This window comes from Kordiimonas lipolytica, from assembly GCF_001550065.1.
On sequence record NZ_LRUB01000033.1, the window covers coordinates 1 to 16,876 of the forward strand.

Annotated in this window: 12 protein-coding genes and 1 pseudogene; all 13 read right to left on the reverse strand. The window is 50.9% G+C overall.

Annotated features, from left to right (window positions below; genetic code table 11):
* Nucleotides 1-68: 68 nt before the first annotated feature.
* The 13 genes and pseudogenes from KORM41_RS17215 to mobF all read right to left on the reverse strand — a co-directional run bounded on the left by KORM41_RS17215 (nt 69) and on the right by mobF (nt 16,863).
* The gene (locus KORM41_RS17215; protein WP_068146672.1) at nt 69-431 is read right to left on the reverse strand and encodes a DUF3024 domain-containing protein; all 363 of its coding nucleotides are present in this window, start codon (nt 429-431) and stop codon (nt 69-71) included.
* Nucleotides 428-2,013 (reverse strand): annotated as a pseudogene (gene tnpC / locus KORM41_RS17220) (IS66 family transposase). The gene KORM41_RS17215 and the pseudogene tnpC overlap by 4 nt, the downstream one beginning before the upstream one ends.
* A gap of 84 nt (nt 2,014-2,097) precedes the next feature.
* Nucleotides 2,098-2,445: an IS66 family insertion sequence element accessory protein TnpB gene (tnpB, locus tag KORM41_RS17225; RefSeq protein WP_068146674.1), complete on the reverse strand. Its 348-nt coding sequence runs from the start codon at nt 2,443-2,445 to the stop codon at nt 2,098-2,100.
* Complete coding sequence (tnpA, locus tag KORM41_RS17230) at nt 2,442-2,846, reverse strand: IS66-like element accessory protein TnpA (RefSeq protein ID WP_197421011.1); 405 nt, start codon at nt 2,844-2,846, stop codon at nt 2,442-2,444. The genes tnpB and tnpA overlap by 4 nt, the downstream gene beginning before the upstream one ends.
* A gap of 157 nt (nt 2,847-3,003) precedes the next feature.
* Complete coding sequence (locus KORM41_RS17235) at nt 3,004-5,091, reverse strand: AIPR family protein (protein WP_068151166.1); 2,088 nt, start codon at nt 5,089-5,091, stop codon at nt 3,004-3,006.
* A complete protein-coding gene (locus KORM41_RS17240; protein ID WP_068151169.1) occupies nt 5,075-6,061 on the reverse strand; it encodes a PD-(D/E)XK motif protein in 987 nt (328 codons plus the stop codon). Before KORM41_RS17240 ends, KORM41_RS17235 begins: the two co-directional genes overlap by 17 nt.
* Nucleotides 6,061-8,802 (reverse strand): Z1 domain-containing protein, encoded by a 2,742-nt coding sequence (locus KORM41_RS17245; protein ID WP_068151172.1) that lies wholly within the window; start codon nt 8,800-8,802, stop codon nt 6,061-6,063. The genes KORM41_RS17240 and KORM41_RS17245 overlap by 1 nt, the downstream gene beginning before the upstream one ends.
* Nucleotides 8,795-10,267, reverse strand: coding sequence for an ATP-binding protein (locus KORM41_RS17250; RefSeq protein ID WP_068151175.1), 1,473 nt, complete (start codon nt 10,265-10,267; stop codon nt 8,795-8,797). Before KORM41_RS17250 ends, KORM41_RS17245 begins: the two co-directional genes overlap by 8 nt.
* A gap of 173 nt (nt 10,268-10,440) precedes the next feature.
* Nucleotides 10,441-11,769: an MvaI/BcnI family restriction endonuclease gene (locus tag KORM41_RS17255; protein ID WP_197421241.1), complete on the reverse strand. Its 1,329-nt coding sequence runs from the start codon at nt 11,767-11,769 to the stop codon at nt 10,441-10,443.
* The gene (locus KORM41_RS17260; RefSeq protein ID WP_068151181.1) at nt 11,750-12,238 is read right to left on the reverse strand and encodes a very short patch repair endonuclease; all 489 of its coding nucleotides are present in this window, start codon (nt 12,236-12,238) and stop codon (nt 11,750-11,752) included. The genes KORM41_RS17255 and KORM41_RS17260 overlap by 20 nt, the downstream gene beginning before the upstream one ends.
* Before the next feature lie 8 nt (nt 12,239-12,246).
* Complete coding sequence (gene dcm, locus KORM41_RS17265) at nt 12,247-13,515, reverse strand: DNA (cytosine-5-)-methyltransferase (RefSeq protein WP_068151184.1); 1,269 nt, start codon at nt 13,513-13,515, stop codon at nt 12,247-12,249.
* Nucleotides 13,516-13,661: 146 nt separating this feature from the next.
* Nucleotides 13,662-13,955, reverse strand: coding sequence for a hypothetical protein (locus KORM41_RS17270; protein ID WP_068151186.1), 294 nt, complete (start codon nt 13,953-13,955; stop codon nt 13,662-13,664).
* Between the two features lie 145 nt (nt 13,956-14,100).
* Nucleotides 14,101-16,863 carry a MobF family relaxase gene (gene mobF / locus KORM41_RS17275; RefSeq protein ID WP_197421243.1) on the reverse strand — a complete coding sequence of 921 codons (2,763 nt, stop codon included), beginning with the start codon at nt 16,861-16,863 and terminating at the stop codon, nt 14,101-14,103.
* Nucleotides 16,864-16,876: the final 13 nt, after the last annotated feature.

Here is a 16,876-nt window from a genome sequence, read left to right on the forward strand (position 1 = left end):
GTAAGCGGTGATTTTCCCCCACGTCTATATGGGAGCCAGTGACGCTGCTCTCAATCGGGCTATTGTGTTCACACCGGGTGGAGGAACTCGTTGGTTTCAATGGCCTTGAGGGCGGCTTTGAGCGATAAGCCCTGGTGGACAGGGAACCATTGGCCGGTATGGCGATGCCATTGGACATCGAACCTGTTTTGGCCGATCCAGTCGATGCGAACGAAGGGTGCATCGAACTCCTCACCGAGGTTCTCAGGAAAGCCCGACCGGTAGCGTTGCAGGAAGCGATACTTGCTGCCATGCCATTTCCCCTGGATATCGACGGGGTAATTGAAGGGTGTCTGATTGACGACCGGCAGGAAGCGCAGCTTTAGGACGGTGTCGATAAAGGTCTGGCATGTCGCGGTAATAGTGGCCTTTTCATTGGCTGACAATGTCATGGGGCACCCTCTGTTGTCGCAACTTTCCTGTTCCAGGGCAGCAGACCTTCGATGTCGGCCTGCCTGTGGCCGGTGACGATAGCCGAGAATGTCTGAGTGAGCCAAGCCTGGGGATCGACGGCATTAAGTTTGCAGGTCTCAATCAGTGACGCGATGACAGCCCAGTTCTGGGCGCCGACATCATGACCGGCGAAGAGGGCATTCTTCCGGTTCAGGGCAATTGGCCGGATCGTGCGTTCGACGGTGTTGTTATCGATCTCAACGCGCCCGTCTGTCAGATACAGGCTCAGCCCGTCCCAGTGCTTGGTGATATAGCCCAGTGCCTGTCCGAGCGGGGATTTGCCCAGCACCCGCGCCTGGCTTTGGTCAAGCCATATCTTGAAGGCGTCCATCAGCGGTGCGGCACGCTCTTGTCTGACCGCGAGGCGCACGTCAGCACTCTGGCCCCGGATGTCGGCCTCAATTCGGTAGAGGACGGCGATGCGCTTCAGGCCCTCTTCAGCGATCGGGGCAACATTGTTCTTTGCCACATCCATCAGCTTGCGGCGGGCATGAGCCCAGCAATAGGCGAGGTTGAGCGGCGCCTCCGCCCGTCTAGCAAGGCGGTTATAGCCAGCATACCCGTCCACTTGCAGTGTCCCCCTGAAGCCTGAGAGCATATCCTCACCATGCTGGCCACTTCTGCCCGGTGCATAAGAAAGGCCACCCCGGGTGGACCCTCGCCATTCCATGGCCGGTCGTCGCGCGCCAGCGCCCATAGATAGCCGGTTTTGGTCTTGCGCCGCCCGGGGTCCAGGACGGGCACCGGCGTCTCGTCCATGAAGAGTTTCGATGATCGCTTGAGCTGATTGAGCAGGCAGTCATACACGGGCCTGAGCTCAAACGCTGCCCGCCCGACCCAGCCAGCGAGTGTCGACCGGTCGAGCTTGATGCCCTGCCGGGCATAAATCTGGCTCTGGCGATAGAGCGGGAGATGATCGGCGTATTTGGAGATCAGAACCTGGGCCACTGTGGCTTCCGTCGGTAAGCCCCCTGGGATCAGGCGGCCTGGCGCAGGCGCCTGGACGATACCATCCTCACACGTCCGGCAAGCATAGCGGGGGCGGCGGGTGACGATCACCCGGAACTGGGCCGGGATGATATCCAGCCGTTCCGACACATCCTCGCCAATCGCATGCATGTGGCAGCCACAGGCACAGAGAGTGCTCTCGGGTTCGATGACCTCATCAATACGTGGAAGGTGCTGCGGCAGACTGGCGCGCTCACTCTTCGGCTGGCGAACCTTCTCCACAGCCTGGGCGGCGGTCTTGTCTTCGGTGGCGATGGCGACAATCCCAACCTCGATATCCTCAAGCGCCAGGTCATATTGATCCGGATCGAGCTTCTCGGAACGCCGCCCGAACATGGCTGCCCGGAACGCCTTCACCAGCGCCTCAAGCCGGGTGATGCAATCCTCCTTGGCGGAGATCACGCCTTCCTTCTGGATGATCACAGCTTCCTTCGCGGCAAGCTCTGCTGCCTGGGCGATAATCATCGCCTTCAGGGCTTCGGTATCATCGGGAAGGTCGGTCTCTTTGAACATGATCAGACCATAGCAAAACAGCGGCCCGAGCGGCAGGATTATTGTTTCCCTGAGTCACTCTGCCGCAGCTATCCAGAGACTTTGTCAGACCTTCGGTGTCCTCGCCCGGAGCGGCGTCACCCGCCGCCAGTCGAGACCGGCGAACAAAGCCTCAAACTGGGCATGGCTCAGCGTCATCATGCCCTCGTGCACCTCGGGCCAGGTGAAGCTGTGCTCTTCCAGCCGCTTGTAGGCCAGCACCAGACCGCTGCCGTCCCAATAGAGAAGCTTCAACCGGTCGGCCCGCTTCGCCCTGAACACAAACACCGTGCCCGTGAAAGGATCCTTCCTGAGCTCAGACTGGACCAGCGACGCCAATCCGTCGTGGCCCTTGCGGAAGTCCACCGGCTTCGTCGCTACCAGGATACGCACCCGATTGGATGGGAAGATCATGCCCCAAGAGCTCCGAGCGCCTTGGCGATCTCGGCAATCCGCGCCGCTGGCGTTGCACCGTCAAGCCGTACCGTAACACCGCCCGAGATGACATCGACCGTGCCAGCCAGGATGGGCGCAGACCCCGACCGGGACGGCGCATCGTCCTCCACACAGACAGGAGCAAAGAAGCCGACCTCGTCATCCTCCGGCAGCACCAGCTTGCCCTGTCGCGCCAGGCGTCGCCAGGTCGACAGATGGTTGGGACGAAGGTCATACCGCCGAGCAACACCATCTACCGTCGCGCCCGCCCTCAACGTCTCCGCTACAATCCGCGCCTTCACCTCATCAGGCCATCGCCGCTGACCCTTCGGCGTCATGACAATCTGCGAAACGACATCACTCTCACGCTGTAGCTCCATATGGCCTCCCATGGACAAAATCACTCCCTGCACCTTGTGGCAGATCATGAACTCATACGGAACGTGGGGGAAAATCACCGCTTACATTTTATGCGTCAATTGTTATCCATGGTGATATAGCTTGTGGCTATTTTCACGAATCTAGGGGCTAATCAATTCATCCCTTCCCATCAGGCTTAGGGGCGACGTATTTGATTTCGTATTTCTCCAGTTCTGCTAAGAGATCCTTTATTGATATCTTTTCTGATTTTGAAAAACTGAATTTGTAACTACCCATTTTATCCAGAACCCGGGAAGTGGTCGGTGTAAGCAGGCGCAACCTTGTTGCATCAGACCTGATATTCTCGGCTATTGGCGCCAGCTGAAGAAGGAGCTTTTCGAGCTCTATGTCAGCGTCAATAATTTCTGTTCTTTTCGCATCTCTGGCCTGTTCCGAGGCATCTTCAATTGTAATGGTGTATTCGTTCAGATGCATTGGAAAGTCAGGCGTATTTCTTTTAAGGGTCTGCCAACAGTCTGAACGTTTACAGTATTCGCTTACCATGGCTACATCCGGGGGAGTGTTCTGAATGTGTTGCTTGACCATTTGGGCAGTCTTCTCGAATACAGATACAAGTCTGTCTGGAAGCTCTTGCGATTGCCAAATTTTCAGTAAGTCGAAATTGCGTCTTTGCTGTTCAACATAATGGACAAGGTATGACACTGTGTAAGTCACTGTCTGTGCTTTATTGCCGCGGTCAGCTTTGTACCAATCCGCATTGGCTACTATGTTGTCGACGGAACGAAAAACAATTGCTCGTGCGATAAGTTCCTTAAAAAACAACTCGTTGAAGCTATTTTGATTTTTTTCCCATTCCTTCTGTACATGCTTCATATATTCCATGAAACACTTCTGAGCTCCTCTGCTGACTACATCAGGAGTGCAGGCAAAGGACAGTTCATACTTGGCGATATCGGTTTTGAGCAGGACCTGCTCCTTTGGAAATTCAGAGAGAAAGCGGTTGCGTTCAGACTGTGACATATACAGTTGGGCATTGCGGAACTGACCTCTAGCCCTTTCGTAAAACCACTTAGAACTTGGCCGCCCCGCCTCCACCTGTGGTGTGATGATCCTTTTAGAAAGCCTGTCCATAAAGGAATGGAAGGGATGGCTACTATGGAAGTCGGCTTCACTCACCTTGTTCTGCGTGTTGGAAAAGCGGGATATGTTGGGAACAATTTCCTCGATTTTCTCTGGTGGAATTACTGACAGCTTGAGTTGCACGGAAACCTTACTAAGGTCAGCTTTGTTTAAGTCTTGCGCGTATAATATTGAAGCAGTTGTCTGACCACCATTTACGATCTGAAGATTGGTAAGAGACCTGATTAGTAAGCCGTTCTTCCCATCGTTTACTATGTTGACCTCGGAGGCGGTTGCAGTGAGGCCATTATTGTAAGCAAAAAACATTTCAGGTTTTTTGCTAATAGTTTCCAGGATGCCCTTGTTGACCTTAGTTCTTGCCTGCAAAAATACCCTGACATTCTGCTCTAGTAGTTTTGTGCCATAAGTCTCATAGATCTTTGCCAATAGCTCCCCCGGCATTACGCACAGGTAAGATTCATAGTCCTCTGTACTCCCTGGGGTTTTCAAGGCTGCGAGGCCATTAGATGAAAAGTCTGTCAGATCTATTGTGATAGGTTCAGTTGCAGATCCGGAATCGAGAACCCTCACATACCGCACAAGGTCAAATAGGTTTTTCGTGACAGGAATATCGCCCAGAAGCTCGGTTTCGATCTCTTTTCGTCTAGACGAGACTGCGTTGGTAAAGAGAACTATGCGCACTCTTTTGATAAAAGGAAGGTTAGTTCGTATAAGGTCTGCGAGGTAGAAGTCATCACTGGATTCTTCGAGAGAATCAATAAATGTTGGCGACAGACTATTGCGAAAGAACTGAATGCAGTGACGAAAGAGGCGGTCGGATTCCGCTGCATTAATTGTCTGGATTTCTTCCGACTGCACATAGTGGGTAATGGCAAGGACAAGCTCTCTGTTATTCTTGTTCAGTTCGAATCCATCAACTCTGTATGGCAGGCTGCCGTTGTGCCTTATACTAGTGCTGTTGAGATCTGGCGTATCTCCGGCATTTGCAGCAATTTCACCCAAATACTCTGTAAAAGCTGTAGAAACGAACTCAGCATCCGCATATGCGTTGATCTGAACAGTGTTTTTCAGTTCCAGATACTGTTCTTCAAGTGCTTGGTACATTGAAAACTTCCTCTAGAAAAACCTGTTTGTCCATTAGGAAGCCCGTGCAGGTATTCAGTGAAATTCTATATTTTACGTCAGAAACACCAGCTGTAAGTAATGAAGCTCTGATAGCCGGAAAGTGTTCAGATACATCATAGAACGTTGTTTTGCAGGGAATGTATTTTCTTTGATCGTATTCAGCGGAATAGGCATAACCTGCTTCCAGTAATCTGTGGTGGAGTTCGTCCTGGCATGTGATGTTTTCCGCGCCAACGGATTGGATGATTGTTTCAATCAATTCGTTAAGAGATGTTCCTTCTGTGCCGGTTAGCGCAAAGGTTTGATGGAAAAGAAAAATAGGGCCCGAACAGATATCGAGCTGCTCGGCACTAGATATTTGAACTTTGCGATCGCTGGAATTTTTCTGGGTTTTTACTTCTATAAGTTTGCCCAAAACACTGAAATCCTGTTCTTCCCCGAGAGGTCCTCTCCACGCGGATACCGCGTCAACAGTATTGAGATACTCCATGGCGTAGTGCCTCAGGAAAAATAGCTCTCCAAACAATCCCAGTTGGGCCTGTTCGCTTAAAGTGTCGGTTTTCGCTTTGTGAAGAAGGTCCTGCCAGCGGCGGTATCTCATAAGAATTCGCCGGGCAATGTTGAGGTCAGGTTGGCCACTAATGTCTTTGACGCATTCGATGAGGTTGCGGCAGAGAACCCGAAACAACTCTCGTTCCTCAGTTTCTGTTAGCGTAAATTCGATAACGCTCGTCTGGTTGTCCAGGCAGCTTGCACTTACCTTAATTGCCTGCGTGCTATGGGGTATATCGATCTGATCAGCGTCAAACTGTCCTTCATACTGCATTAAAAGGTTGCCATCCTGGTTTTTACCTCTCCAGAATTTATGGTTGTGTGATCCTTCTAATACCCGCGTTAGGGACGTGCCGTTTTCTTCTGGAGTGTTTATTAGGTCCCATTGGTCACTCATTAGCCTGCCCCCTCTGCCATCATTGCGTCATAGTCATCATCAATATCATCATCCTCGATTTCGGCGTCTTCTAACATCCGGATCCAAACCTTGTTGGCGAGGTAGCTAACGGGTCTGCAAGCTACGTTGGTTCCGGGGAATACAATACTGAACGTAAAATGAAGGTCGCCGTCCGCACTCAGACCAGTATGAGATTCTGACTCATGCAGACTGTCTGCTTTCTGCATGCAATGTAGCATGTGTATAAGCAAAAGAGGCTTTTCCCTTGTGGCGAATATTTCCCCTTCGATGCCGTCCTGTTTTGGAAGGCCCAGGAATATATCTCTCGGGTTCGCAGCCATATTTTTGCCTGTTAGTTTAAACTCTCCCGGTTGACTCCTGATGCCTCGGCATTGATGGCGAATCCTAGGTTTAACGCCAATAAGGTGGGGTGAAAGATCAATTTCCGCATGAGGGTAGTTTCCTGACATTGGCAAGATTACGTCCCAGTCCTTTAGTTCATCCCCAGCTCTGTCGAATATGTAATCATGGACTAGCGAAGTTGCCCTTCGATATTTCCCAAGGTCAAAATGTGAATCTGGTATTTTGAACTCATTCAAATAATCTAGGACTATGGAAACGTCGCAGTTCCAGCGAGCGAATGCACCTGGTCCACTTAAAGTTTCCTGTGGTCGGGAGATATCGCTTAGGAGCCTCGCTGACAGATCCCAATTGTGTTTTCTTACAGCTTCATTGGATTGAAGGAGATAGGCTTGGACATGCTTATTCTCAAAGCTGCGAGAGAACATCAGGTTACTTGCGTCCCTAGACTTGTTGGCTGCAGTTATCAGGATGCCTGTGGGGCTGTTGCGCACTTTTAGCCCAAACTCTAGTGGAGTTCTGCCCTGTTTTTCCATCAATGCGAGTTCATGTCTCAGCTCTTCGATAGAATTATGAATGTGCTTGTAGTGATTATGGGAGGTTACAGGGAGGTAGACCCGGGTAAGCTCTTCATACCCGATTCTATACCCGAACCATCTGGCCATTTGCATAAGCGTATCTGATGCGGACGCATTTCTAAGGATATAACTGACAGATAGCCCCTCTAGCGTCAGGCCACGAGATAGTGCAAGGCCGCCAATGGCAATGACTTTTTGCCCCGGCGCCTTGCTGTAATCAAGGGGGCCGGTTCTCATGTTTACTGTTTGTGGGCGGATAGCGCGCAGCACTGTCTCTATTTCCGGGAGTAGGTCTTCGATGAAAGAGAATTCTTTGCAGTCTTCAACACGACTGAAGCCAGTGTCGTCAGATTTAAACTCGCCGTTGAACGAATTTAGAAGATCTCGTATATGCGGATCCTCGAGCGCTTTCTGACCCTGATTGCCGTTTGTGAACAAGCTGTTTTTCAACTCATCGATATAGTCGGTAACTAAGTTTTCAACCTGTGTTTGAACATCGTTAAACCGACTGACGTTGATCATCATCGTCATGTGACGGTCCCAATGTTCCTTTTTCTTCCTTATGGTACAGGAAAGGATGAACATCCGTATGGCGTGGTACAGTGAAGGTGGTAGTTCGGTTAGATTGGTTTCTTCTCTTTTGTGTTTCAGAGGTAAAATATCTTTGTAGTCCTCGACCTCGACCACTGTATGGTTTAGGGCCCGAGACGGGTCTTCATCGCCAAAAAGCCTAGCCGCACCAACATAGTTTTCTGGAGCCCCCAATGATTTGATGAAGTTTCTGGGAAACAGATCGTCTCCCAGGGCTTCCTGATGGCGCATTTCCTCATCGGATTCATGATCTATGAAAATGTTGGCGAAAGGCGTAGCGGTATATCCAACGTAAGTAGCTTTTTCGAACTTTTCTAACAACTTCCTGATTCCACGGTTAATAGCCGTGAGTTTGTTTTTGTCTTTTGATGTGTTGATAGATGCGTTGTCGGCTTCGTCATCAATGAGCATCATTGGAGCCGAGATTACGCCGCCTCCGACCGATCTATTGAGCCATTTAAGAAGGTGTCCAATGGTGTGAACATTTTTTTTGAGGATAAAGACATGTGCGCCACCATCGCTGAGATTCTGGGTAACCTGAGCTGTCTGGCTATTGAAGTCTCCATCAACGCTGGTCCAGCAAGTCGGGTGAATCTCGATTTCTTTCAGCAGTCCGACGCCTATGGCCTTGTCGGTTCTTGTGGATTTTCCTGTGATGCCTTCTTCAATCCTTTCCTGAGTTTGTGATCGAAGAGAGTTGGTGATGCCGGCGAAAAGGATGAATATCCTGTAACCGGCATCCAGCCCTTTGGCTATAACTCCTGAGTAATTGGTTGTCTTGCCGCTCTGGACATGCCCCATTACCAAGCCGCTACGCCGCCAGGCTCCTTGCGTAAGAGGGTCGCCGCAAAGGTCAATAATCCTATCTGTGTCTTCGTCCAGTCGGTTTAGTACATTCTGGGGAAAACTATGTTTGTGGAGTAGGTATGATCTGAACCTGTCCCAGAACTGGAAGTTGATGCTTTCCTTCCTGAGATGTAGCCAGGGCTCGGAGTCCTTGGTGATTTCAGAACTTTTCTCGCGTACAACCACGAGCATACTTCCAAGTAGTTGCTCCAGTTTTTTGCGGGCGTCTTCATCAAGCTTTGTGATCTTTACTAGCTGGTTAGAGTCGATTGCGCGCCTGATATCTGAGGGATGGGCAATGACAAGCTTGCCGTCAAAGACATTTTTCTGAATAACGGTTGCGATATCTGCTAAAATATCATCCACAATCCAACTCCTTTAGTGCCGCTACTACTATTTCCCGTTTGTCGGAAAAAAAGTCTATTTCACAAATAAGGTCGATCAGATTTCCCGATTTGCCACGGAAATGTTCGACGGCCAGAGGCAAGAGCCTATTAACTAGTGTTGAGACACTGGACCTATCAGGGTCGATCTGAAGAAAATCTTGGTTTTCGGAACCTGCAGCCATCTGGCTTGCAGGAACGCTTTGTTCGATGACCGCTAGAATACTCTCGAATTTCACCCCTTCTTCAGGCGAAAGCGATTCCATAAATGTACCAACCAAGGGGCCAGTGCGATCGATTTCAAAACGCACTCGCCCATTTTTCTGTATCCTTTTCCAAACTGGATGGTCCGATCTATCAGAAAGCCGACTGCCCCGATGGCGATACACTCGTGTTGATTTTGTCCTGACCGAGCGCAATACCTCACGTAGTCTCTTTTTCAGTGCAAGCGGAAGCTTTGCATCGTTTTTATCTATTGAGATTTTCCAAAGCATGTCCATGGTGTTGGGAATATCAATTCGCACTCGGACTAGATCGGAAAGTTCGCCAGGGCGAAAAACACCAAACCAAGTGCCATCTATAATGAGCCGCTTGTTTCTATAAACATAGAACCCTTGGTTTCTGTGTGTGCCTTCTTCACGTTCAGCCTGGGCCATTTCCTCGTTAGATAGCTTCGAGAAATGTGGGATCACGAAGGGAGTAATTTTCATAGAGCCCTCGGCACCCCAATCGATCACTTCAGTAGGCATGGGTTGGGTGGCTGGGTGACTAATGAAAAATGGGTCGCTTGCCGACAGTTTTCGGCCATTAATAGTGATTTTCAGGCGTGCGGAATCCTTCAGGCCTAGATAGCGGTGAAAAACAAGGGACAGCTTCTCTCCGGCTGCTCGAATGAGAAAATTGAAGTCGGACTGCGTGATCTTGCCATTGTCGGAAAGCCTGTCGCACTTTTCCCAAAGAACTAGCGTGCCAGATTTGCCTCTAGCAAGCTGACAATTGTTTGATTCAAGTTCCTCCGAAGCTTCCTGATCATTAAACACTGTCATTGCCCAGTTTTCAATTTTATCTAAGTCCCATGTGGCTCCACAGGCCTTGTTGTTTTTGCGGGTTAATACAGTCAATTTTCGTGCCTGAGATAGGGATGCCGATTTCAGGCCCCAGCCGAATCTGCCAAGGTCGTCGGCATTTCTTTTGTCCTCTGGGTCAAATGCAGCAGGCCGCATCGCCTCTATCAGCTCAGATTCGGACATTCCGTTGCCGTCATCTTCTACGGAGACTATGGGGTGGCCTTCATTAAAGCTGCATTGGATTTTGATCGTTCCTGCTCCAGCCGTTATTGAGTTGTCAATCAAGTCAGAGATTGCTGCAGCCAAGTCATAATTACCAATGGAACGAGCACCGGTCATAAGCGGCTTAGCTTTTGGCGGGTTTTCAATAACCTTGGGCATTCTTTGCTCCAACGATTTGACAGCATTTTACGACAAGAAGTGTCGGTTGCTTCCGTGGCGGTGTGCCCGCAAAGAAATTGGGGCTGGGTAGTCGATCGATTGCAATTAATGAAAGTGCCATGATTTTCTCCCCAATTGAATAGATGCATAGGCCCTCAAGTATTCTGACGACGTTAAGGGCATAAACTGATAGTCTCCACCCGTTCATAAAGGTCTGGGATGAAAGGAGGTCTGATCCGGAACTGGCTGCGCTTTTTGGCCTTCGGCGTAGTGGTCAGGTTTTCGACCTTGATACCGGGGTCGTAATAGATGGATTGTTTGGCCATGGCGGACAGGAACTTTCCAAAATCAGTACCACTGCCCAAAGCTACGGTGTGGCCGTATCGGTATTGAGGTATTTGGCCGGGACCTTTCTCCGACGGGATATAGGCTGCCTGCGCGTGCTTTCGGTTCCATTTCTCAAGAAGGCTGCTGAAATGCCAAATGGCGGCATTCTCCCCACTGTCACCTTGGAGTGTAATCCCCCCGTTGATATCGAAAATTTTCTTAGTGTCAGGGTCATAGCCGGATAGGGTCAGTGTAAGACCTGTGGATGCTTGTCGTTCACCAAACTTGTGAACGCCCCCAAAATTGAACCGGTCCGGTTTGCCGCTTTTGTCGGGGTAGCCAAACTGCCTGATGAATGGAACTATTCCGGATTCCTTGTAGATTCCACCAGTGGGCTCGGGCGTCATGAGGGTAATTGCACCGCCAGACAATGGGTTATCAAGCCTGGCTTTATGCTGCTTGATTTCCCAGCCCAGGAAGTCGGGTTCGTTGTCTCCGTTTGGGGTAACGCCGAGCAGGGCCTCCAGCGTATATCCCCCGCCATTTTGGGCTTTGTAGGGCTGGATGTTTCCAGTACTGTCCAGCTTGCAAGAATTTACCCAGCCCATTTCATGAATTTCGCGCAGCTTGTCGAGTAGTTGCGTTCGAGTGTCTGCGTCGGTCTGTTCCTGGAATACAGTGCTGAAAACACCGTCACTGTCGTAAACTTCAAGCTCACGAGACAATGGATTGTCAGCGCCGACTACATGGCCAATAATGCGCCGGTCGCGAGTAATGCCCAATAACATGATCCGTCCCGGAGCTCTGCTGGTGAGATAGCCTTTGGGGGCAAACTCGGCACCTTTCAGGAAGCCGGACATCCGGACTTCGGGATATTTGGGATACAGGATCAGCTGTGCGCTGGGGGCAGGGAAAAGGCCGCCATTTGCATTCATCCAGAAAAAAGGCAGATCGGCTTTGAAGCGGTCCCGCTTGCTGTCCTTGCGGCTTTCGTCAGCATAGACCTTGCCAAATGGCAGAAGCTGAAGCGCAGAATAGTTTCCGCCGAGATAGATCTGGTTCTTGGAGTTGTCATTCGGTGCGAGGCGCTTGAAGACAAGCGTTCTAACCCCGTGTTCTTTCATCAGGCCGACGACGACATCAAGCCGCGTGAGCTCAGTGAGTTCCAATGCCACTCCCAACCCTTTCCCTGTTGTTCCCTGTGAAACAAGCATAGGGGTTGTCTGATTTCAACCATGAAGTAACTGCACCGATAAGTTCTTCGAACGGATGACGCGTTCGACCCTTTAGCGCGCATTCCCAGATTTCGGCTACTCGCCACCCAAGGTCGTCTAGTTCCTTGCGAACAAGAGTATCTCTCATCCGATTGCTACCAATTTTTTTTTGCCAGAAATCTGTTCTGGTCTTTGGCCATTTGAACAGGTTGCAGTCATGGCCATGCCAGAAGCATCCCTGGACCATGATGACGGCACGGTACTTGGGAAGAAACAGATCGGGCTTGCCGGGAAGGCGCGTGTCATGCAAGCGGAAGCGGAACCCTTCGGCATGAAGTGCTTTTCGGATCAGGATTTCAGGTTTGGTATTTGTACCCCGGATGCCCGACATCATCTGGCTCCGTTTTTCCCGGGATACAATGTCAGCCATTCTTCGATCTATTCCGCAGCGACTTCACTTGGGTGGCTGGTGTTGGCAAGTATTCGTTGGATGTGAGGCAACATATCTTTTGCAATTGCCTCAATCACCGGCACTACAACACTGTTCCCGAATTGCTTGTATGCTCTGGTATCAGAGACAGGGATGATCATTTCGGGTTTTCGCGAGCTGTCGTACCCCATAAGCCGGGCGCACTCACGAGGTGTAAGGCGGCGGGGGTTCTTTCCCTCCTGCTCGATCAGGATTTCACTTCCGTCCTTGTAATACCTTGCAGAAAGGGTGCGGGCAGTGTCATCCGGGCCATTCAGACCAAAGCCAAAACCATTACCAGCTGCCTGGTGCTTCTCCTTGTATGCCTGCAGGTAGGCCCACAATTTGTCTGTCAGGGTATATTTCGGATTCACGTAGGAGGCAGCGTTTGCATTTTCCCGATCATCGCGGAGCAGATAATCATGTGACGCTTCTGGTTCCTCGCCTTCATGGTGAAGAATGGAACCAAGCTTTGGGCCCTTGGTGGGGTCGGCAAACTTGAGTTTGTCAAAGTCGAACCCTGTATCTTCCCTGAAGCCAGCAATGAAGATGCGTTCCCTGTGTTGAGGGACGTAGCCTTTCGCATCGATCACTCTTGTACTGATCGCGTATCCAGCTTCCTTCAACGCACCTTCGATGACACGGAATGTATTGCCCTTGTCGTGAGACTTCAGGTTTTTCACATTTTCCAGAAGGAAGGCAGCCGGACGGTGGTGTTTGATAATTCGCAATACGTCAAAAAAGAGGGTGCCCTGGGTTTCGTCCTCAAATCCATGAGCGCGACCAAGGGCATTCTTTTTGGAAACGCCAGCAATGCTGAAAGGCTGGCAGGGGAAGCCGGCAAGAAGGACATCGTGGGCCGGGATGTCTGCCTCGTCTACCTCGGTAATATCACCGACAATGTGATGGTCGTCATGGAAGTTGGCGCGGTAAGTCCTTTGGGCATAATCATCCCATTCACTTGTAAAGACACACTGACCGCCAACAGCTTCAAATCCGCGACGAATACCGCCGATCCCGGCAAACAGATCGATGAATGTGAAGTCAGGGTGGGGATTGCGGAACTGCTGTTTGTAGGCCAGCTTGTTACGCAGAATCTCATAGCAATGAGCTTTGGGTTCAACTTCACCCTTTTCCCACCTATAGATGGTCTTTACAGTTACCCCCATCAGGTGGGCCGCTTCTTCCACCGACATCGCGTTATGCTCTCGCAATTCCTTAAACGACATCTCCTGCATTTGGCTCTCCCCTGAAGTGTTGCCGCCACCAGGTTTATCGGCGGGACATATTTTGACATTATGGGTTTTATAGTACCCAGTGAATTCTATGTAAAGGCATATTTGTTCACATTATGTTCTTTTTTCTGGGCATTTCAAATGCTCATTTAAGGCCAAAACGGGTCAGCCAGCCACTTCGAGACAATCTCTCTGTTGCTGCGGTCGAGAGAGCCTGCGGCCTCAATCAGGTCAAAATTCCATGAGTTTTTTCCCCACCAAACTGCAGCGAAAAATTTTGCCATAATCTGTTCTCCTCGTGACATGTAGCCTATTGCATCGGATAACTCGTCAGCCTTCATGCTACCTTCCGAAAAATCCCAAAACTCAAAAAGCTCCGGGCAAGAACTGAGTAGTTTGGCGAACCTCTGATGTCCTTTTGTGAGGTAGTGCTTTGATTGCATGTTTGTTCCTGTCTTTTGTTGATATTAGATGATCGAGGCAATCGCATATACACACAACGCTACTGCGTAGCAGGATAAAAAGCCTTTTGATAACAGTGGGTTAGAGTCTGTTTGTGGGCTGATATCACAGTGATAACCACTTGATCTAAATGGACATTTTTATTCCGCTTTGAGGCTTCGGTGGCGGCTTTCTTTTCGCTGGTAAGCGCCGGGCCTTCATTTTGTTCGAGAAGGCAAAGGCCGCCTCGGTGATCTGTTGCATGAAACTGGATTGAGGTGCCAAGTCAACAGCGTGACGTGGTTTTGGCTGCAGGCTTTTCATCACCTGCATTTCGAGTGCCTCGCGGTTATCCGTATAGACATGAGCTCTGGAACGCGCCCGACTGACCTGGACGTATAGCGACTGTGCCGTGTTCATATGGGCCTTCTGACTGCTGGCTACCACATGCACCTCATCCACGGTTTTACCTTGGGCGGAATAGGTGGTCGAGGCCCAGGCATAGTCTATGTGGCGCATAGATGCTTGGTCTCGGTTCATGACTAGTATTTCGCCGTTCTGCTTTCGCAGGCGAACTGTTTTATCGCCAACCTCTAGCACCTGGCATTGCGTACCGTTCATGATGCCGTGCCGGGGAAAGTTCCGTGTGAAGCGGATTTCGTCACCCTGAGCCAACTCGATTTGATCATGCTGGAAGACATCAATGGCGCCCTTCGCGTTGCCCGCGACGAGGTCAGGCCGCCAGGTCTTGATGTCGTACCCGACCCGCAGCCGGACACTGCCGTCCTGCTGATTGACTTGCAGCACCTTGGCATAGGTGCCGCGATCCACTCCAAGCCGGGCGTATCGCTTGTTGAAAAGCACGACGTCCCCAGCTTCATAAAAGTTGGCGTCTCGTAGTTGGCTAACTGACATATTCTTGGAGGTGAGATGCGGCAGCATGACGCTGTCACCAGAAAGCTCGCCAATATATTGCTTGTGGGCGCGGACAATACTGTTCACCAAATGCCGCTCAACCCGAGTTTGTGTCAGGATCAACGATCTTTGTCGTTTATCCAGGGGCTGGTTTAGCCATGTTTGCGCAGCAAGGTAACACAGGTCTTGTTCGTCATTTTCCACGATGTCCGGTCCGAGCTTCTGGAACGCGGCAGCAATATCCTTCTTGATGGTGTCGATAACCGCACCTTTCAGGACCTCATTTTTCTGGCGCCTGATGGTTCGCACCTTCGCGCATTCCATACCAGCTCTTTGCAGCAACTCAAAAGGGCGACCTGCTTCGACCGCATTCAATTGCTCCCTGTCGCCAACCAATACGATGCGGGCGATCTGCAGCTTTTTCTGCAGTTCAAACAGGTCCGCCACCTGGTTGCTCGATAGCATACTGGCTTCATCGATAAGCAGGATCGATCCTGCAAACGCCGCCCGCGCGTTTTCTAATGCTGGTGTGCCTTCATCCAGCTTGCCATATTTGGTCAGAAAGAATTGCACCGTGTTCGCTGGTATCTGGGTCTCAGCTTGCAGAAGCTTTGCCGCCTGTGTTGAGGGCGCGAGGGCAATGAGGCGCTGTCGTTTCTGTGCCGCAAGGCGCAGTACCGCCGAGAGCAAGGTGGTTTTGCCAGTCCCCGCATACCCCTGAATACCGACCACCCGCGACGATGAGGCGAGCACCTGTGCGACGGCCTGCAGTTGGTCCCTATCCAACGCCACGTCACGCACTGCCCGGGAGATTTCCAGCTCGGAATAAACTGGAGCTATTTTGCTACGTCCGTCTTTCTCATGGTCGAGCAAGGATGCTTCCAGTGCCTGCATGGCAGGTGTAGTCAGGAAATCGCCGTTCTCAGGTGCCGTCAGAATTGCGCCTTCTGCAATGGCCTGTTCGATGGCGTCTAGGACGAGAGAGCCAGCAATGTAGCCTCTAGCTCGTTTCAGGCACTCGACCGTCAAATGGCGTTTTTCAAAGACAGCGGCCATCTGTGAAAGGTGGCTCACAGCCTGGTCAATGATTGCTCTCGGACACACCGACGCTTTCACCGGTTCAATGTCTCGTAGAGCGTAGGCGTGATGAGGTAAAAATCCATGTTGTTCGGCCCGTACTAGCCAAGTTCGCTTTAGTTCTTTCCGGTCGATATTTTTCGGCTTTGCAGCTCGGGTGAACAGGGCGGCAAGGTCGGCCCGTCTGTGCGAGCTTTTCCCCGTCTCCTTGAGCTGTTCTAGGATTTCAGCACGGCGGGTCGAAAACTCTTCTGTAACATTTTGAGGGACACCCACAATCTCAAAGGTTCCTTTGCCCATGTCCCATCGGGTTTGGTAGCCAAGCTCGTGCAGGCGCCGGGCAAACTCATTTTGGTACAATGTCCCTGCCGCCAGTTTGTGCAGGAAAAGTCTATGAGTCTCTAGCGCCCGCACGCGACCCGAACTGTCTTCGGTTTGCTGCAGCAACAGGCAATGCGTATGCAACTGTGGTTCCAGAGCGCGATTTTCATGATGCTCGAATGTAGCAAATAGCGCCCGGCATGATTGCTGCAAAGTCTGGCGCTTTTCCGACCTGTCATAAATGCGGTGCGTAAGACAATTCTGCTCGATATAAGCCAGAGCGGCCCTTACGGCCTCCTGGTGGGCATGCCTAATTTCGTCGCGGTCAAACGCTAGCGCCAAAATGCTGGTGCTCTTAGGGGCAGAAAAGACAATGTCAAAGCCTAGTACGGGTTTGCCGCGGACATCCGATGTCGCATTTTGGGCCACCTGGTCTGCAAAGCAGGATTGGTTTATTGGTCCGATCAGCTTTCTTGTTCGAGCTAATTCACCGAACCAAGCTGAGTCCCTCACTGTGTCGTCATTGACATAATAGTTATCCTCGGCGAGGTAAGCGAACACCTCGCCGTCGTGAATTTTTCGAATATTTCCGATCATTTGGATACCCTTT